Below are 17,197 nucleotides of genomic sequence, written 5' to 3'. Positions count from 1 at the left end.
ACGCGAAGCCTTCATAACAAAACCTGTAGCGGGATATCTCAACGGTCGTCTAGGTCTGGGTCCAGCGTGTAACCAGGGTCTAGCTGCACCCCAAAACTATTTAGCATCATTGATACTTGGGTGTATTGCCCCACGGTCATAACCAGGTCCATTCGCTGTTTTTCAGAGAAGTCGCTTAGGGCCGCCCAGTTGGTATCGCTGATGAAGGCATCGTTAGTGAGATTGTCTGTGGCATTGAGCAAAGCACGATCGCGATGGCTCCATCCTGTAGCTTGAGGACCCGCCTTAATACGCTGTATCTCTTCATCACTCAGCCCACAGGCACTTCCTATGCGCGCGTGCTGAGCCCATTCATATCCCGACTGCCAATTGTACCCCGTGCGAAGAATGACGAGCTCTCGGTCTCGCGGGCTCAGGTCGTTGTCCGATGAGAGAATATAGCCCCCCCAGCCCATGAACCTACGATAGGCTTTCAACGATTTTCCCAATGTGCGGAAGACGTTGAGAACGGGTTGTCCTTCGAACTGCGAGCCCAGCTGGCTGCGAATGTTATCGCCGATGGCGTCATCGGGTAGGGGGTAGATTCGAGGCTTTTTTAATCGCACAGTGTTCCTCGAAGCCTAAATCGGCCGGGTGGAATTAGCGATCCTCACGACGGTAAGCCTGTGGCGGGGGCTCTGCCGTGACCCTTTAGAGTAGTTCTTCAATATCTTTTGCGATCGCCGCGGGCTTTGTTTGGGAGCCATAACGCTTAGCGACATTTCCTTCGGCATTGATGAGAAATTTAGTGAAATTCCATTTGATGCGCTCGGTGCCCATAATGCCTTTGGCCTGACCCTTCAGCCAACTATATAGCGGGTGTGTGTCCGCGCCATTGACCTCAATTTTTGCAAAAATAGGAAATGTAGAGCTGAATCGCATAGTGCAAAACTCTACGATCTCCTCTTCGCTGCCGGGCTCTTGGCCGCCAAACTGGTTACATGGGAATGCCAGCACATCAAATCCCTTGTCGTGGTATTGGGCTTGAAGTGCTTCTAGCCCCTCGTATTGAGGGGTGAAGCCGCATTTGGAAGCGGTATTGACGATCAGCAAAACTCGCCCTCGATAGTCGTCTAAGTTGACTTCGTCGCCATTGGCAGCGCTTGCTTGAAAGTCATAGGCAGTGGTCATGGGGTTGTTCTCTCGGCGTCAGTAGATGCTAGATGATACGGGAATAAGGCTTCGCGGATCAGCACAATTTTTAACCCCTGAGATAGGTTTCAATCTCAAAATCAGTGACCCGGCGCTGAAATTCGTTCAGCTCTTGCTCTTTGGTCTTGCCATATAACAATTGAAACTCGGCGCTGAGGTATTTTTCGATAAGGGGTGAATTTAGAAATTTTTCTACGGCTACATTCATCAGACAGGGGAGGTCGGGCGTTTCATGCTGCATATCCCAGGCGTTACCCTCAATCGCCGCTGGGGGCTCCATTTTATTTTCCAAGCCGTGAAGAATTCCGGCCAGCATTACCGCCATCACCAAATAGGGGTTGGCGTCGGCTCCGGCGACTCGGTGCTCGATACGCAGGGCTGTTTGTGGCCCAGAGGGAACGCGAAGTGCAGTGGTGCGATTGTCATAGCCCCATGTTGGGACGGTCGGGGCATGATTGCCAGCTTGAAAGCGTCGATAAGCGTTGAAGCTGGGGGCGAAAATCAGCATGGAGTCGGGCATCAGCTCCAAGCATCCTGCGATCGCCTGCTTCAACAGAGGGCTGCCTTCATCATTACCGTCGTTAAAAATGTTGAGGCCCCGCTCTTCTAGCACACTACAGTGAATGTGCATGCCATTTCCCGCTTCATCATCAAGGGGTTTGGGCATAAAGCTGGCGATCAAATTACACTGGCTAGCGACTCTGCGAATACAGCGCTGCATGCGTATGATTTGATCCGCCATCAGCATCACATCGTCACTGTGGGCCATATTGATTTCGAATTGAGCTGGGGCAGATTCCTTGATAATGCCTTCGTAGGGTAGGTCCTGTACCTTAAAGGTCTCTCTCAGTAGATCGAGCATTTCACTGTGGTTGTCCAGCTCATTTAATGCGTAGAGATTGCCGCCCAACGTGTCCAGGCTATCGAGGGCGCTTCTAAGCGGCTTGTCTCGTCCGGGGTCAGGCACCAAGTAAAATTCCAGCTCTGCAGCCATACAAGGCTTCAGATTTCGCTCTGTAAATCCCGCCAAAACCTTGGCAAGAATTTGTCGGGGATCACCCATGTAGGGGGCGCCAGTTTCATCGATCATGGTCATGATCAATTGTCCCTGATCGGTACCGCGAGGCGTCAGCACGGGCTTTAAAGAGTTCTCAACGGCCATGCAGTAACCGTCAATATCGCCATTGGCATGGGCTAGTTCTGGAATATCTCTGCCCCAAATGTCTAAACCCAACGCAGACTTGGGTAGCTTTAAGCCATCATCGAGCACAGATTGTATTTTTCCACGTGGGATCCATTTGCCTCTAGCGACACCATTACAGTCAGTAATCAGCGCCTCAATCATTTCTACAGAGGGGTAGGCCTTCAGGAATAAGTCGACTTCGCGTTGCACGGGTATCACCGCTAAATTTGTAAAGGGGGGAGTCTGAGCGGCGGGGCTGGGGCAGGCAATGCCCCAAAAAGGGCAGTGAAGGGAGCTTTTTTGTGAGTTAGTTCAAAGATTTGCGGATTATTGCATGTAAACGGACAGCGGATCCCCTCCCTGAGCGCTAGCGATATAAGGCATTGTGTTGATAAAGAGTGCAAATAAGTCAGCCTGACAGGACACATCCAGCTTTTTGTAGAGTGACTTTCGATGTCGCCGCACGGTCTCGAGGGATATCGAAAGTCGCTCCGCAGATGTATCTGCGCCATAACCCCTGAGCATCAGCTCTAGTACCTCACGCTCTCTTGGGCTCACAAAATCACTGCCAAAAGACTTAAATGCAATGTCAATTTGGGCGTCGAGCCCGGGTTGCAATAAATTTGTCGACGCGAAATCGTCCCGATGACAGTGCGACTGAATAAGCGACGCCACAATTTCAGACACGCTGTAAAGCAGGTCGTAGTCTTCATCGCTGAAAGGAGTGTCACTGGCTTTGCGCATAATACAAAAATTCACAACGCTGCCATCGTCTAGGCGCGTCAGAAAGGTAATCTCATCACAGGTGCCGGTGCCACCGTAGTAGTTACGGAAGTAGCCGCTGTCTTCGAAAGTGTTGCCTGTCAGGCGCCCCAACTTATAAATACTGCTACGCGGGCTATTCATCGATATTTGATAAAAGGGATCTTCCCGATACGGGCCCTCAAGATACCGGTCTATTTGTAACTCCACCGCATCAGCGGGTATTTCGTGATAGAGAATTCTTGGTGGCAGGTCGCGATGGTACAGCCAAATTTGGGGGTAAATATGAGCGACCTGATCCGCGAGAGCCGAGAACAGCTGATTGAAAAACGCGTCGCCGCCAATAGCAGCAACAGTTTTTGCGAGATCAGAATTCCAGCGAGTAAATGCTTGCAGGTTGACCATAGTTAGTCAGTCTCTCGTTTTAAGTGCTCGGGTTTGCCGATCAAGGCACCGCCTCCCAATTCGACTGACCATAAACTACCAGTCAAGCGGCGCGTTGCGCCAGCGGCTTTGCCACGCGTGAAACACTTTATCGCTGTACCTGCGACTGCCGAGTGAGCCGTTGTAAGCCGCCAGTGCGCGATGTAGATCACCCGATTCTCGCTGCCAGTAGAACTGAAGAATTCTGCAGCCGTAACGTAGGTTTGTATCGCTGCGCGTAAGGTTGTCCTCAGGTCTTCCAATCTCATCCTTCCAAAAAGGCATGACCTGCATGTAGCCTTGTGCCCCAGCACTTGATACTGCGAACCGGTCAAAGTGGCTTTCGACCTCAATCAGTGCGAGTACCAGCTCGGGGGGAAGATTAGCCGCCAGTGCTTCCTGATGCAGTAGGGTCAAAAACTGCACGCGCTCTTCAGGGTCAGACATGAAAGGTGCCAGTCGGGTCTGCATGTCGAGCAGCCAAACTTCAGCATCAAATCGATCCTCAAAGCTGGTCGCGCCAGCAATGGATTGTTCGAGAAAGCTTCGCATTGCAGCCCGCTCCGCGGGCTCTGCTTGCGCTGCGTTAATAAAAAGCCAGCACCACAAGCAGGTTAACAACAGGCCGAATTTGATGCGGTTACGCACCGCGAATCATAGCAATAATCGCATCGGCAGCCTCTGCGATTGGTATCAGTTGCTTCTGGTCGCTGGTGCGCTCTTGCAGCTCGATATTGCCCTCAGCAAGAGACCGGTCCCCCAGCGTGACCCGGACAGGGATGCCAATGAGCTCCATTTGAGCAAACTTCACGCCCGGCCGCTCTTTGCGATCATCCATGAAAACTTCCACTCCCAAACTAATGAGCTGCTCATAGAGTGCCTCAGTAGCGGCCGCTACGGCTTCAGACTTATCCATATTTAACGGCACCAATGCGACTTCAAAGGGTGCCATAGCTTCCGGCCAGACAATGCCGTGCTCATCATGATTTTGCTCAATAGCCGCGGCAACAATTCGTGTTACTCCAATGCCATAGCACCCCATTGCCATGGGTACCGACTTGCCCTCTTCGTTGAGAACGACAGCTTTCATGGCCTCACTGTATTTGGTGCCCAGTTGGAAAATATGGCCGACCTCGATACCACGACGAATCTCCAGCTTTCCTTGGCCACAAGGGCTAGCGTCGCCGGCAACAACCTCTCGGATATCTGCAGTTTCAATATTGGCAACATCCCGTGACCAGTTAACGCCTCGGAGGTGAAAGCCATCTTGATTTGCCCCGCAAATAAAACTGTTCAGCGCCGCCGCGCTCTGATCAACAACAACGCGCACACTCAGTCCTACAGGCCCCAAAGAGCCGAACCCTGCACCTGCAACAGCCAGTACTTTCGCCTCATCGGCTAACTCCAGAGGTGCGTGTATGCCGGGTAATTTTTCAGCTTTCAAAGCGTTTAGCCGGTGATCGCCCCGCAGCACTAAAGCGACAATCTCATCAGCTTCGCCTTTGACAAATAGCGTTTTTATGGTCTCGGATATACTCACGCCGGCCTGCTTTATCAGGTCATCGATCGTCTTAACTCCGGGCGTCGCAAATTGGGTTAAGTCCCTGATCTCAGAATCGGTGGCCGGTGGTGCAAGCGCCGGGGCAAGTTCGACATTTGCGGCGTAGTCGCTAGTGTCCGAGAAAGCGATAGCATCCTCTCCTGAATCAGCGAGTACATGAAACTCGTGTGAGTGAGAGCCGCCAATGGAGCCGGTGTCGGCTTCCACCGACCTGAAATTAAGGCCCAGTCGGGTAAATATAGCTGTGTATGCCTGGTGCATACGCCAATAGGTTTGTTCTAAAGACGCTTGATCGGTATGAAATGAGTAAGCGTCTTTCATTATGAATTCTCGTGATCGCATCACGCCAAACCTAGGGCGAATCTCATCGCGAAATTTCGTTTGAATTTGGAAGAAATTTAGGGGCAGCTGCTTGTAGCTTTTAATCTCAGTTCGCCCCAGCGATGTAATAATCTCCTCATGGGTGGGTCCCAGGCAAAACTCTCGATTGTGTCGATCTTGAAGGCGTGCCAACTCGGGTCCGTATTGTTCCCAGCGACCAGATTCCAGCCAAAGCTCTGCTGGCTGCACCACCGGCATGCTGATTTCGAGTGCGCCGGCACGGCACATTTCCTCTCTAACTACCTGTTCGACTCGACGGAGCACGCGCAATCCCAAAGGCATCCAGTTGTATATGCCTGCGGCTACTCGGCGGATGAGTCCGGCTCGTAACATAAGCTGATGACTTATGACTTCAGCATCTGCAGGTGTTTCTTTGAGGGTTGATAGTAAAAACTGGCTGGCACGCATGATAGTGCGACTCCGAAAACAAAGGCCACAATTGTACGGAGAGTCGGCAATGGGCGGAAGTAAGCTGGGTAGAACTTTGTGTGCGGGGGGAAATACTAAAAAAACAGGGGTTTTTATGCTTTTAAAGAAAAAAACACCTTGTTTTACAGCATATTCTCGTGTTGAATCTGCAGAACTGCACTTTGAAGCCTTAATTCTAAGGTTTTTGAGTCGGTTACCCAGTCTCCATACCACTACTTAAAAGGTGATAAAGACCCATGGCAACCAAAAAAGCAGCAGCAAAGAAAGCACCCGCAAAGAAAAAAGCAGCAGCTAAGAAGGCGCCCGCTAAAAAGCCGGCCGCAAAGGCAGCTCCTGCAAAAGTGAAGGCCATCTCGACCAAGATGACCAAAACACAGATCGTTGGCACCATTGCTGATAACACTGGTCTGACAAAAAAGCAGGTCTCTGACGTAATGCAGCAAATGGACGCGTTGATTGAAGGCAGTATCAAAAAGCGCGGTGCCGGGGAATTTACAATCCCGGGCATGATGAAAATCACCACGGTCCGTAAGCCAGCGGTGAAGGCTCGTAAAGGCATCAACCCCTTTACTGGTGAAGAGACGATGTTCAAAGCGAAGCCTGCTAGCACAGCAGTAAAAATTCGCCCCTTGAAGAAAATGAAGGAATTCGCCAACTAGAAGGCGTTTCCGGTGACTCCCTAGGGGCGTCAGCCCCTGGGGAGTTTTCATACGGACGGTGGCGATGTGACAGCTCGAGGTGCTTCCTCGAATGTAGCACCGTTTTGCGCCTCAAAAGCTAGGCTATTGACGCCAGCTCCCCTAGTTAAAGGTGACTCCGGTTTAAACAGGCCTGCTTTTCCGGTACTCTGCGCACCCTCAGAAGTTTCAGATTCTCACTCAATTCGCCTGGAACGATTTACCTGTTCCTGTTGGGAGATACCGACGTGCCGATTTATGACTACCGGTGCAGTGACTGCTCACATCAGCTCGAAGCCTTACAGAAGCTGTCAGATGCACTGCTTACAACCTGCCCCGAATGTGGCAAGGAAACACTGCGTAAGCAAGTGAGTGCCCCGGCCTTTAGATTGGCGGGCAGTGGTTGGTATGAGACCGACTTTAAGACCGGAAACCAGAAGAATCTGGCGGGTGACACTAAAGAAAAAAACAGCTCGGGTGAGGCATCGAGTGCGGTAAAAAGTGAGGGTGGTTCCAAGACGGGCGGTAGCAGTGCGTCTGGCACATCGGCAGAAGGGAAAAAGTCTTCCGGTCAATCAAATAATACGACCACAAAGTAACGGACGTTTGAGTCCCCGCGGGGACATGGTGAAAAGAGTATGCGAACACATTACTGCGGCCTAGTCGGTGAAGCAGATATTGATAACACGGTAACGCTTTACGGTTGGGTTGATCGGCGTCGTGACCACGGCGGGGTGATTTTCCTAGACATGCGTGATCGTGAAGGCATTGTGCAGGTCGTTTTTGACCCCGACACCGAATCGGCTTTTGCCCTTGCGGACCGTGTGCGCAGTGAATATGTGCTTAAAATTACGGGACGTGTTCGTGCTCGAGGTGAAGGGACGATCAATCCCGCCATGGCAACAGGATCTGTAGAGATACTCGGCAAAGAGATTGAGCTGTTGAGCGAGTCTGCGACACCACCGTTTCCTCTGGATGCACATCATACGGTTGGTGAGGACGTGCGGTTAAAATTTCGCTATATGGACTTGCGTCGCCCAGAGATGCAGAACAATCTGATGTTTCGGGCTCGACTGACCTCGTCGATTCGTCAGTACTTAGATGTACAAGGTTTTCTCGATATTGAAACCCCCATCTTGACGCGAGCTACACCGGAGGGCGCACGAGATTATCTAGTGCCTAGCCGAACCCACGAGGGCGATTTTTTTGCCTTGCCCCAATCTCCTCAGTTGTTCAAGCAGCTTTTAATGGTGTCGGGCTTTGATCGGTATTACCAAATAGCCCGATGTTTTAGAGATGAAGATTTGCGAGCTGACCGCCAACCTGAATTCACGCAGATCGATTTAGAAACTTCGTTTTTAGATGAGTCTGACATTATGGGTCTGTCTGAGGGCTTGGTTCGCTCGGTTTTCAAAGAGCATCTGGACGTGGAACTCGGCGAATTTCCCCATATGACGTGGCATGAGGCCATGGAGCGTTATGGTTCAGACAAACCTGACCTTCGCATTCAGCTGGAGCTCGTTTCTGTTGATGATTTGATGGCTGGCGTCGAATTCAAGGTGTTCAGCGGCCCCGCTCAGGATTCAGCCGGTCGCGTTGCTGCTCTGAAAGTGACCGGTGGCGCCAAGCTGTCCAGGAAAGAGATTGATGATTACACCCGCCATGTCAGCGTTTACGGCGCTCGAGGTCTAGCGTGGATCAAGGTAAATGATTTGGCCAAAGGCTTGGAAGGTTTGCAATCCCCTATCCTAAAATTCATGCCTGAGGACGTTGTCCACAAGTTGATGGGCCGGCTTGAGGCCAAAGATGGCGATATCATTTTCTTTGGCGCCGACAAGCGTAAGGTTGTAAACGAGTCCTTGGGAGCTTTGCGCCTCAAGGTGGCGGAGGACCTGGGGCTTATCGAAGCAGGTTGGGCTCCTTTGTGGGTTGTTGATTTCCCCATGTTTGAAGAGGATGGCAAGGGTGGGTTAACACCGTTGCACCATCCCTTCACTGCGCCTTCTTGCGACGAAGCCGCACTGCGTGAAAACCCATCGGAGGCACTGTCACGCGCCTACGACATGGTGCTCAACGGATCTGAACTTGGGGGGGGCTCAATTAGAATCCACCGCCCAGATATGCAGCAGGCTGTTTTTGATGTCTTGAATATTGAGGCGGATGAAGCTGCTGAGAAATTCGGTTTTTTATTGACCGCCTTGCAGTACGGTGCGCCACCCCACGGTGGTCTGGCATTTGGTCTCGATCGACTGGTGACACTGATGGTCGGTGGGCAATCGATCCGCGACGTGATTGCGTTTCCCAAAACGCAAACTGCATCGTGTGTGATGACTGAGGCGCCAGGACGAGTCAGCGACAGTCAGCTTCGTGATCTCAGCATCAAACTGCGACGGTCAGACGCGGGTAAAAACGACTAGAAAGCGGTTGCTACGCTTTTTGTGACGTTGGGCTCGGTTTCAGTCAGAATGTAGGCAGCGACAAGGGAGTTGCCATGACCACGATTCTGGGTATAGACCCCGGTTCGAGAAAAACGGGATTTGGCGTCATCAGGACGGAAGGATCAGCGGCTGTCTACGTGACCAGCGGCATCATACGCTTGCCAGTCGATCAGCCCCTTGGGCCTAGATTGGGTGTACTGTTTTCCTCATTGAACAGCATTATTGATGAATTTCGTCCTGAAGAGCTGGCTATCGAGGAGGTCTTTTTGGCGCGAAACCCCGATTCAGCACTGAAGCTCGGGCATGCCCGAGGCACAGCAATGGCTGCCTGCGTTCACCGAGGCATGGACGTTTATGAATACGCTGCACGCCAAATTAAGTTGGCGGTCGTCGGCACCGGGGCCGCGACCAAAGAGCAGGTTCAACATATGGTAAAGATATTGCTGAAATTGCCCGCTGCGCCTAAGGAGGATGCAGCTGATGGCTTGGCGGCGGCGCTGTGTCACCTGCATTCAAATCAATCGCTACAACATATTCCCGCCACGGCACGCAGCCGTGGTAGGTCTCGCTGAGTACGGCTAATGATAGGATTTTTACGCGGACGACTCATCGTAAAGCGGCCACCTGAGTTGTTGCTAGATGTCGGTGGAATTGGCTACGAGCTACAGGTCCCCATGACGACGCTGTTTGATCTTCCGGAGGTGGGGGAAGAGGTGACGCTGTTGACGCATTTTGTCGTGAGAGAAGATGCTCAGTTGTTATATGGTTTCAGAGAAGAGGCAGACCGGCGTCTTTTCCGTGAGCTGATAAAGGTCAGCGGTGTTGGGCCAAAGCTCGCACTTGCACTATTGTCCGGTCTCGACGCCCGAGCCTTTGCCCAATGTTTACAACGAGATGATGTCGCCACTCTAGTGGCGCTACCGGGAGTAGGGCGTAAAACGGCTGAACGATTGCTGGTAGAAATGCGTGATAAAGCGGGAAAATGGCTAGAGGAACTGTCTCCTGCAATCCCCGGCGCACAAGGTCAATTCCAGCCAGCTGCCCCCACAGTGGATTGCCGAAGTGAGGCTGAGCAGGCACTGGTTGCTTTGGGCTATAAATTACCCGAGGCAGCACGACTGGTTTCGGCGGTCGATGACGATTCCATCGAATCCAGCGAAGAGCTGATTCGACGAGCACTTAAGGCCTCAGCGCAAAAGGCAAGTCGATGACGATTGAAACCGACCGATTGGTCGCTCCAGAGCCGGGGGTTCGCGTTGACGAGCAACTGGATCGAGCCATACGTCCTAAATCCCTCGAAGATTATCTGGGCCAGCGGGTCGTGCGCGAGCAGATGGAAATCTTTTTAGCTGCTGCGAGACAAAGAGATGAACCCCTTGATCACACGCTGATTTTTGGACCTCCTGGGCTGGGCAAGACAACCCTTGCCAGTATTATCGCCCATGAGATGGGGGTGGCATTAAAAACAACGAGTGGTCCGGTGCTTGAGAAGGCCGGGGATATTGCCGCGCTTATGACAAACCTAGAGCCGGGCGATGTGTTGTTTATCGACGAGATTCACCGGTTGAGTCCCTACGTCGAAGAAATCCTTTACCCGGCAATGGAAGACTATCAGCTGGATATTATGATTGGCGAGGGGCCCGCCGCTCGATCTATCAAGCTCGATCTTCCTCCTTTTACGCTAGTAGGCGCTACAACTCGAGCGGGCCTTCTGACTTCTCCGCTACGCGATCGGTTCGGCATTGTACAGCGCCTCGAGTTTTATGAGGTTGATGATCTCGCCAAAATTGTAGCTCGCTCGGCAAAATTGCTGGAGATTCCAGTCGATGATGCGGGGGCTTTGGAAATGGCGCGACGTGCTCGAGGTACCCCTCGTATTGCTAACCGTCTTCTGCGTCGAGTGCGTGACTATGCAGAAGTGAAGTCTGACGGTCGGATCACTGAATCAATTGCCCAGCAGGCGTTAGACATGTTGAATGTGGATCAGCTTGGCCTTGATCATCTAGATCGCCGCCTTTTGCTGATGCTTATTGAGAAGTTTGAAGGAGGTCCGGTGGGGGTGGACAGTCTTGCTGCTGCGTTATCGGAAGAGCGAGGCACCTTGGAAGACGTGCTTGAGCCCTATCTCATTCAGCAAGGTTATTTGCTGCGCACGCCTCGTGGCCGCATGGTAACGCAAGCCGCTTACCGACACTTTGGCATGTCGATGCCTAAAGCTGATCGAGATAATACACTTTCTCTAGACCTGGATCTCGATCGGTGACATTGCCGCAGTCTGGGGAATTTTCCCTGCCCATGCGGGTCTACATTGAAGACACCGACGCTGGAGGTATTGTTTATTACGTCAACTATCTCAAGTATTTTGAGCGTGCACGTACTGAATATATGCGTTCACTGGGCTATGAAAAGCCGGCTTTTCCTGACGAGAGCCTCATGTTTGTCGTCTCGAACGCAAGTGTCAGCTACCGAAGTCCTGCGCGACTTGACGAGTCGATTAGGGCGACCGCTTGCGTCACGCAAATGGGTGGTGCAACCCTCACTTTTTCACAAACGGTGATGCGGGGTACAACATGTCTGGTAGAGGGGCAGGTCACTTTGGCACTGGTGAGCAATGAGCACGGTAACCCACGTCGGATTCCCGCCGCGATGCGTCAGAAAATCGAAGGTCTGTAGAGCTAACAACATGGGGAGGTTTATGTGAGTGAAGAGTTAGGCATTCTGGAGCTGATTATTGGCGCTAGTGGGACCGTACAGGTGGTCATGCTGATTCTTTTATTAGCTTCCATCTCTTCTTGGTATTTCATCGTGCAAAGAGTCATGTTGTACCGGCGAATGTCCGATGAACTGGCGGGCTTTGAGGCGCATTTTTGGTCGGGTGTCGATCTCGCGCAAATTTACCGTGAGGGCAATGACGCTCTGGCTGACGGGACTACGCCTATTGGAGTGGAGAGTATCTTTCGAGCAGGCTTCAAGGAGTTTTCGCGGTTGTCTCAGCAGTCAGATATCGAAGCTGACGCCATACTCGAGGGAGCAAGGCGCGCGATGCGAGTTGCCACCCTGAGGGAGAGTGATCGCCTTGAGGCCAATTTACCCTTCTTGGCGTCTGTGGGATCGACCAGTCCCTATATCGGTTTATTCGGGACGGTTTGGGGGATCATGCACTCATTCCGAGGGCTTGCCAATGCAACCCAAGCCACGCTTGCAACCGTAGCACCGGGTATTTCAGAGGCCTTGATTGCAACGGCCATGGGGTTGTTCGCTGCGATACCTGCCGTGCTGGCTTACAACCGTTTTGCTGCAAAGTCCGATAGTCTGATCAATCGCTACGATACGTTCGTCGACGAATTTTCCGGAATTCTCCAGCGTCAGACTTACGCTCAGCGCGCACGGCGCAGTGCGGATTGAATTCAATGCGTAAACGCCGAGCCGTCGCCGAAATAAACGTAGTGCCCTACATTGATGTCATGTTGGTGCTTTTGATTATTTTTATGGTCACTGCACCCATGTTAATGCAGGGAGTAAAGGTTGATCTCCCCGACGCTGCGGCTGAGCCGGTTAAAAATCAGGATAGTGAACCCTTGATTGTGTCGGTCGATAAATCGGGCCAATTATTTATAAACTTGGGGCGCAATGACAAACAGGCGCTTGAGTTGGTCACTGTGCAACAGCGAGTTGCCGCTGTATTGCGGCGCGACCCCGATAAACCGGTATTAGTTTGGGGTGACACGGCCGTTCCCTACGGCAGGGTCGTTGAGGTGATGTCGGCGTTACAGGCTTCCGGGGCTCCCTCGGTGGGACTGGTCACAGAGGAACCGATGGCCCCGTGAGCAGCCTCTCAGACCGAGTTACATGGTTTGGAATGCCCGTTGCGCTTACGCTGGCAATTCACCTCGTAGTGGTGGGGTTGTTAATGGTGCGCTGGGCTAATCCAGTAACCATCGAAGCGCGCGCCGCGACCCCCGTCGCTATTAGGGCGACCTTGGTGTCCGCTGATACGCTAAAACCGCAGCCCAAGCCCAAGCCCAAGCCCAAGCCCAAGCCCAAGCCCAAGCCAAAGCCAAAGCCAAAGCCCAAGCCAAAGCCAACCACTGAACCTGCACCGACTACGGTTACCCCGGAACAAAAGGTTGAGCCTGCAACCCCGCTGGAGCCAGCCAAGCCCGAGCGCACCCCCGAGCAATTGAGTCAAGAAACCCTTAATGATATCGAATCCGCGCTGGCTTCCGAGCAACTTGCCCAGCAAGGCAGCGTGGGTTCTGAAAGCGATCAGGTGGCCGCTGTGATTAAACAGGCTGTGATCGGTCGATGGACCCGTCCACCCTCGGCCCGCAACAATATGGTGGCCATTCTTGAAATAGCCCTCGTACCAACGGGGGATGTTGTAGGGGTGACCGTTTTAGAGTCGAGCGGTAACGTGGCGTTCGATAGCAGTGCAGTGAATGCGGTCGAGAAAGTGGCTCGCTTTTCTGAGGTAAAATCTTTAGACCGTGCTGTATTCGAACGCGACTTTCGTCGTTTCCAACTTATTTTCCGTCCAGAAGACCTGAGGTACTGATGCTCTATTTATTACGAGTCGTGGTTTTAAGTCTTTGCACAGCAACCTTCCCTGCGCTGGCTCAGCTGCAAATAGAAATTACTCGGGGTGTCGACAACCCCACACCTATCGCTGTGGTGCCCTTTGGCTGGTCAGGGTCCGGGGCCTCGCCAGAGGATGTCGCTCGTATCATCGACTCAGATTTAGCGCGCAGTGGCCAGTTTTCCCCCGTGAGTCGACGAGATATGTTGAGCTATCCCTCTCGTGGATCGGAGTTATATTTCCGCGATTGGCGTGCAATAAATAGTGACTACGTGTTGATTGGTCGCTACGAATTGGCTGCTGCAGGTAACTTGAAACTCAGCTGGCAGCTCTTCGATAGCACTCGGGAACTGTCTGTCGAGGAGGGGGTCGTCATTGGAACCGCCTCGGAAGCCAGAATGCTGGCGCATAAAATTGCAGATGCAGTTTACGAGACACTGACAGGTATACCGGGAGCTTTTGCGACACGCTTGCTGTATGTCTCAGTTACTCGCAACCCAGCAGGGAAGGATTTTTATCGTTTGACTATTGCTGACTCTGATGGCGCAAGACCTATCGTTCTGCTGGAGAGTCGCGAACCTATTCTAGGGCCTTCATGGTCACCCGATGGTGATGAGGTCGCTTATGTTTCCTTCGAAACATCGCGCCCGGCTATTTACCGGCAAAATCTGCGCACAGGTGCTCGAGAGCAGCTGACAAATTTCAAGGGGCTCAATAACTCACCCGTGTTTTCCCCTGACGGTAACTCCATGGCAATGGTGCTTAGCAAAGATGGTAGTCCTGATATTTATCTGATGAACCTCGCGTCCAAGCGTCTCACACGCCTTACTAAGCACTATGCCATTGATACGGAGCCAACGTGGATGCCCGACGGCCAGTCCTTGTTGTTTACTTCCGATCGTGGCGGGCGGCCCCAAATTTACCAGTATGACCTGAAGAGTGGTAACACCACGCGGGTGACCTTCGAGGGGCGGTACAACGCGCGAGCCCGGGTAGCTCAGGATGGCCGCAACGTGGCGTTGGTTCATCAGCAGGACGGTGCGTACCACATTGCTGTTCACGATCTTGTGACAGAGCGATTGACTGTTTTGACAACGACTAGCTTGGATGAAAGTCCAACAATCGCGCCGAATGGGTCGATTGTTCTGTATGCCACCAAGCGCAATGGCAAGAGTATTTTAGGTGCTGTGGCTGTCGATGGCGGAGTTAGCTTCAATTTGCCTGCACGAGATGGCGAAGTTCAGGAGCCAGCCTGGTCCCCATATTTGCCCTAAGTTGAGGGACATCGTTAAATTAATGGTGTTCCAGACAGAAATTTTGAGGTTTTGAAAGTCAGATTTGAATTAAATGTTGGAATCAGCCAGCAATTTGTCAAAGGATGCGATACATTAACCACTGTGGTTTATCCATCAAATTTTCAGACAGGACGGACACATGAAAGCACTTCCAGTAGCCGGTAAATTTGCCAGCATTCTTTTTGGTTCCTTGTTACTCATTGCCTGCTCGGGTAATGAAACAAACGATAGCGCGCAAGCTGAGGCAGCGGCTGCTGAAGCTGCTGCTGCCGAACAAGCTGCTGCTCAAAACGCAGCCAAAGAGGCGCAGGCGCAAGCTGAAGCCGCTGCCGCCGCGGAGCAACAGCAGTTGCAAGACGCCGCCATGGCTGCAGGCACAGTCTTCTACTTTGATTTTGACAGCTCTTCTCTGACCGACGCGGCTAGGATGGCGGTAGATGCGCACATTGCAGTCTTGTTATCAAATGATGACAGCGTCCGCCTCGAAGGCCACACTGACGAGCGTGGCACGCGTGAGTATAACCTTGCGCTAGGCGAGCGCCGCGCTAATGCGGTTCGGGATTACATGGTTGCTAATGGTGTCCCCAGTTATCGTATTGAAGCGATTAGCTACGGCGAAGAAAATCCCGTGGCGTTTGGGTCTAGCGAGGCTAACTGGTCTCAAAACCGTCGCGTTGAGCTCAAATAAGGCAAACCTGCATTGAAAAAGAGTCAAACCAAGCCGGTTGTCATAGCCGGCTTTTTTGTTTTTGCGGTGATCTCGAGGGTTTCGGCGCAGGATTTTATTGATGTTGAGGCCGAGAGAGAGGCTGCGGCACAGCCGACCAGCGTGATGGGGGCCCCTGTGCAGCCTGCTGTACAAGGTGGTGTAACACCTTATTCTGGGTATACGACGACCTCCGTGCCTGTCGAAGCCAATGGCAGTGGCGCCGACACTGCTGTCAACGCCGGAGCACTGGTTATTCAGCTCCAGCAGCTGCAGGAGGAAGTCCGCCGCCTCAATGGTCTTGTTGAAGAGCAAACCTCACAAATTAGGCGTCTTAAAGAGCAGAGCTTAGAGCGATATATTGATCTGGACCGAAGGTTCGCTGAATTAGCTAGCGCCAAAAATTCAGAGATCACTGTGGACGACGGCTCTGGACTGACCTTCGGCGGGGGGCCAACCACCACACCCTCGTCTACGGTCACCGATATACCAATGAGACCAGTGACTAAACCTGCAGCGGCTGACCCCGCTGAAGAGTCCGCCTATCAGTCTGCTTATGGTTATGTGAAGTCTAGGAATTTTGCTGCGGCAGTCGATGCCTTTCAGGGGTTTTTGGACCGCTATCCTTTAGGTGCTTATGCGCCCAACGCGCATTATTGGCTGGGGGAGCTGTATCTTGTTGTGGACCCGGCAGAGCCAGAGCTGGCCCGGCAGAACTTTAAATTACTGCTCGATCAATATCCTGATAATGCGAAAGTGCCGGACGCATTGTATAAACTTGGCAAAGTACACTTTCTGAAGGGTAACCGAGAGCGGTCTCGTGAGTATCTTGATCAGGTGGTACGGGAGTATTCCGGGCACCCGGCGGCGCAGTTGTCGCGAGATTTTTTGGGCGAGAATTTTTAAGCGTCCAGTATGACTGCTCTAGCCGATTCAGAACTTCGCATCACAGAAATTTTTCACTCGCTGCAAGGTGAGGCAAGAAGCGTAGGATTACCTACGGTTTTTGTGCGGCTGACGGGGTGTCCCCTGAGGTGCGTTTGGTGTGATACCGAGTACGCCTTCTCTGGCGGTGAGATTCTGGGCCTAGGGCAAATTGTGACCCAGATTAAAAACTTTTCTTGCCCACGTGTTTGCGTAACCGGCGGTGAACCGTTGGCGCAGCCAGAGTGTTTGGCCCTGTTAAAGCTTTTGTGTGATGAAGGCTATGAGGTGTCGTTAGAGACCAGTGGTGCATTGTCCATCGCTGACGTTGATAAGCGTGTCAGTCGAGTCATGGACTTAAAGGCTCCCGACTCTGGTGAATCCCACAGAAATCTTTGGGACAACATTGGCGAGCTTACCCCCCATGACCAGATAAAATTTGTGGTCAGTAGTCGTCGTGACTTCGACTGGGCCTGCTTCAAAATCGACGAACTAACATTGTCAGGCCGCGTGGGAGACATTTTATTTTCACCTACCCATGGGAAGTTAGAGCCCCGAGAGCTGGCAGAGTGGCTGCTGCAAGATAAGGTGCCGGGTAGGTTCCAGTTGCAATTGCACAAACTGCTTTGGAACGATGCTCCAGGTCACTAA

At 52.3% G+C, this 17,197-nt stretch carries 20 protein-coding genes; 14 read left to right on the top strand and 6 right to left on the bottom strand.

Translation table 11 applies throughout. The features are described from left to right. Positions 1-38 precede the first annotated feature (38 nt). From ACMAY6_RS13210 to ACMAY6_RS13185, 6 genes are all read right to left on the bottom strand, one after another. Positions 39-605, bottom strand: coding sequence for a carboxymuconolactone decarboxylase family protein (locus tag ACMAY6_RS13210; RefSeq protein ID WP_435212535.1), 567 nt, complete (start codon positions 603-605; stop codon positions 39-41). An 85-nt stretch (positions 606-690) separates the two neighbouring features. Beyond that, the gene (locus ACMAY6_RS13205) at positions 691-1,170 is read right to left on the bottom strand and encodes a glutathione peroxidase (protein ID WP_435212533.1); all 480 of its coding nucleotides are present in this window, start codon (positions 1,168-1,170) and stop codon (positions 691-693) included. A gap of 70 nt (positions 1,171-1,240) precedes the next feature. After that, a complete protein-coding gene (locus ACMAY6_RS13200; protein WP_435212531.1) occupies positions 1,241-2,584 on the bottom strand; it encodes a glutamine synthetase family protein in 1,344 nt (447 codons plus the stop codon). Positions 2,585-2,701: 117 nt separating this feature from the next. Continuing rightward, the gene (locus ACMAY6_RS13195) at positions 2,702-3,541 is read right to left on the bottom strand and encodes a helix-turn-helix transcriptional regulator (RefSeq protein WP_435212529.1); all 840 of its coding nucleotides are present in this window, start codon (positions 3,539-3,541) and stop codon (positions 2,702-2,704) included. Between the two features lie 75 nt (positions 3,542-3,616). Next, the gene (locus ACMAY6_RS13190) at positions 3,617-4,111 is read right to left on the bottom strand and encodes a lytic transglycosylase domain-containing protein (RefSeq protein WP_435212527.1); all 495 of its coding nucleotides are present in this window, start codon (positions 4,109-4,111) and stop codon (positions 3,617-3,619) included. An 88-nt stretch (positions 4,112-4,199) separates the two neighbouring features. After that, positions 4,200-5,909 (bottom strand): proline--tRNA ligase, encoded by a 1,710-nt coding sequence (locus ACMAY6_RS13185; protein ID WP_435212525.1) that lies wholly within the window; start codon positions 5,907-5,909, stop codon positions 4,200-4,202. 257 nt (positions 5,910-6,166) lie between these two features. Here ACMAY6_RS13185 and ACMAY6_RS13180 point away from each other — a divergent pair, with 257 nt between their 5' ends. From ACMAY6_RS13180 to queE, 14 genes are all read left to right on the top strand, one after another. Then, on the top strand, positions 6,167-6,589 hold the full coding sequence (locus tag ACMAY6_RS13180) for an HU family DNA-binding protein (RefSeq protein ID WP_435212523.1): 423 nt from the start codon (positions 6,167-6,169) through the stop codon (positions 6,587-6,589). A gap of 266 nt (positions 6,590-6,855) precedes the next feature. Then, on the top strand, positions 6,856-7,206 hold the full coding sequence (locus ACMAY6_RS13175; protein ID WP_435212521.1) for an FmdB family zinc ribbon protein: 351 nt from the start codon (positions 6,856-6,858) through the stop codon (positions 7,204-7,206). Positions 7,207-7,245: 39 nt separating this feature from the next. Further along, positions 7,246-9,024: an aspartate--tRNA ligase gene (aspS, locus tag ACMAY6_RS13170; protein ID WP_435212519.1), complete on the top strand. Its 1,779-nt coding sequence runs from the start codon at positions 7,246-7,248 to the stop codon at positions 9,022-9,024. Between the two features lie 74 nt (positions 9,025-9,098). Next, positions 9,099-9,617, top strand: coding sequence for a crossover junction endodeoxyribonuclease RuvC (gene ruvC / locus ACMAY6_RS13165; protein WP_435212517.1), 519 nt, complete (start codon positions 9,099-9,101; stop codon positions 9,615-9,617). A 9-nt stretch (positions 9,618-9,626) separates the two neighbouring features. Beyond that, the gene (gene ruvA / locus ACMAY6_RS13160) at positions 9,627-10,256 is read left to right on the top strand and encodes a Holliday junction branch migration protein RuvA (RefSeq protein ID WP_435212515.1); all 630 of its coding nucleotides are present in this window, start codon (positions 9,627-9,629) and stop codon (positions 10,254-10,256) included. Next, entirely contained in the window at positions 10,253-11,308 is a 1,056-nt protein-coding gene (gene ruvB / locus ACMAY6_RS13155; protein ID WP_435212514.1) for a Holliday junction branch migration DNA helicase RuvB, read from the top strand. The genes ruvA and ruvB overlap by 4 nt, the downstream gene beginning before the upstream one ends. Then, a complete protein-coding gene (gene ybgC, locus ACMAY6_RS13150) occupies positions 11,305-11,718 on the top strand; it encodes a tol-pal system-associated acyl-CoA thioesterase (protein WP_435212512.1) in 414 nt (137 codons plus the stop codon). The genes ruvB and ybgC overlap by 4 nt, the downstream gene beginning before the upstream one ends. A 24-nt stretch (positions 11,719-11,742) precedes the next feature. Further along, the gene (tolQ, locus tag ACMAY6_RS13145; protein ID WP_435212510.1) at positions 11,743-12,450 is read left to right on the top strand and encodes a protein TolQ; all 708 of its coding nucleotides are present in this window, start codon (positions 11,743-11,745) and stop codon (positions 12,448-12,450) included. Between the two features lie 5 nt (positions 12,451-12,455). Beyond that, complete coding sequence (gene tolR / locus ACMAY6_RS13140) at positions 12,456-12,872, top strand: protein TolR (protein WP_435212508.1); 417 nt, start codon at positions 12,456-12,458, stop codon at positions 12,870-12,872. Further along, positions 12,869-13,600, top strand: a complete 732-nt coding sequence (locus ACMAY6_RS13135) for a cell envelope integrity protein TolA (protein WP_435212506.1) — start codon at positions 12,869-12,871, stop codon at positions 13,598-13,600. Before tolR ends, ACMAY6_RS13135 begins: the two co-directional genes overlap by 4 nt. Then, positions 13,600-14,895, top strand: coding sequence for a Tol-Pal system beta propeller repeat protein TolB (tolB, locus tag ACMAY6_RS13130; RefSeq protein ID WP_435212505.1), 1,296 nt, complete (start codon positions 13,600-13,602; stop codon positions 14,893-14,895). The genes ACMAY6_RS13135 and tolB overlap by 1 nt, the downstream gene beginning before the upstream one ends. A gap of 160 nt (positions 14,896-15,055) precedes the next feature. After that, positions 15,056-15,604 carry a peptidoglycan-associated lipoprotein Pal gene (pal, locus tag ACMAY6_RS13125; RefSeq protein WP_435212503.1) on the top strand — a complete coding sequence of 183 codons (549 nt, stop codon included), beginning with the start codon at positions 15,056-15,058 and terminating at the stop codon, positions 15,602-15,604. A gap of 12 nt (positions 15,605-15,616) precedes the next feature. Next, positions 15,617-16,528 (top strand): tol-pal system protein YbgF, encoded by a 912-nt coding sequence (gene ybgF / locus ACMAY6_RS13120; protein ID WP_435212501.1) that lies wholly within the window; start codon positions 15,617-15,619, stop codon positions 16,526-16,528. 9 nt (positions 16,529-16,537) lie between these two features. Continuing rightward, positions 16,538-17,197, top strand: a complete 660-nt coding sequence (gene queE / locus ACMAY6_RS13115) for a 7-carboxy-7-deazaguanine synthase QueE (RefSeq protein WP_435212499.1) — start codon at positions 16,538-16,540, stop codon at positions 17,195-17,197.

The organism is Luminiphilus sp. nBUS_16 (assembly GCF_051201645.1).
GTDB lineage: Bacteria > Pseudomonadota > Gammaproteobacteria > Pseudomonadales > Halieaceae > Luminiphilus.
The sequence above is the reverse complement of the archived record's forward strand: the minus strand, read 5'-3'. Positions and strand labels throughout refer to the sequence as shown.

Coding starts and splice junctions, on each gene's coding strand:
- ACMAY6_RS13205 (WP_435212533.1), bottom strand. CDS start 1,170: ATGACCACTGCCTATGACTTTCAAGCAAGCGCTGCCAATGGCGACGAA.
- ACMAY6_RS13195 (WP_435212529.1), bottom strand. CDS start 3,541: ATGGTCAACCTGCAAGCATTTACTCGCTGGAATTCTGATCTCGCAAAA.
- ACMAY6_RS13190 (WP_435212527.1), bottom strand. CDS start 4,111: ATGCGAAGCTTTCTCGAACAATCCATTGCTGGCGCGACCAGCTTTGAG.
- ACMAY6_RS13185 (WP_435212525.1), bottom strand. CDS start 5,909: ATGCGTGCCAGCCAGTTTTTACTATCAACCCTCAAAGAAACACCTGCA.
- ACMAY6_RS13180 (WP_435212523.1), top strand. CDS start 6,167: ATGGCAACCAAAAAAGCAGCAGCAAAGAAAGCACCCGCAAAGAAAAAA.
- aspS (WP_435212519.1), top strand. CDS start 7,246: ATGCGAACACATTACTGCGGCCTAGTCGGTGAAGCAGATATTGATAAC.
- ruvC (WP_435212517.1), top strand. CDS start 9,099: ATGACCACGATTCTGGGTATAGACCCCGGTTCGAGAAAAACGGGATTT.
- ruvA (WP_435212515.1), top strand. CDS start 9,627: ATGATAGGATTTTTACGCGGACGACTCATCGTAAAGCGGCCACCTGAG.
- ruvB (WP_435212514.1), top strand. CDS start 10,253: ATGACGATTGAAACCGACCGATTGGTCGCTCCAGAGCCGGGGGTTCGC.
- tolR (WP_435212508.1), top strand. CDS start 12,456: ATGCGTAAACGCCGAGCCGTCGCCGAAATAAACGTAGTGCCCTACATT.
- tolB (WP_435212505.1), top strand. CDS start 13,600: ATGCTCTATTTATTACGAGTCGTGGTTTTAAGTCTTTGCACAGCAACC.
- pal (WP_435212503.1), top strand. CDS start 15,056: ATGAAAGCACTTCCAGTAGCCGGTAAATTTGCCAGCATTCTTTTTGGT.
- queE (WP_435212499.1), top strand. CDS start 16,538: ATGACTGCTCTAGCCGATTCAGAACTTCGCATCACAGAAATTTTTCAC.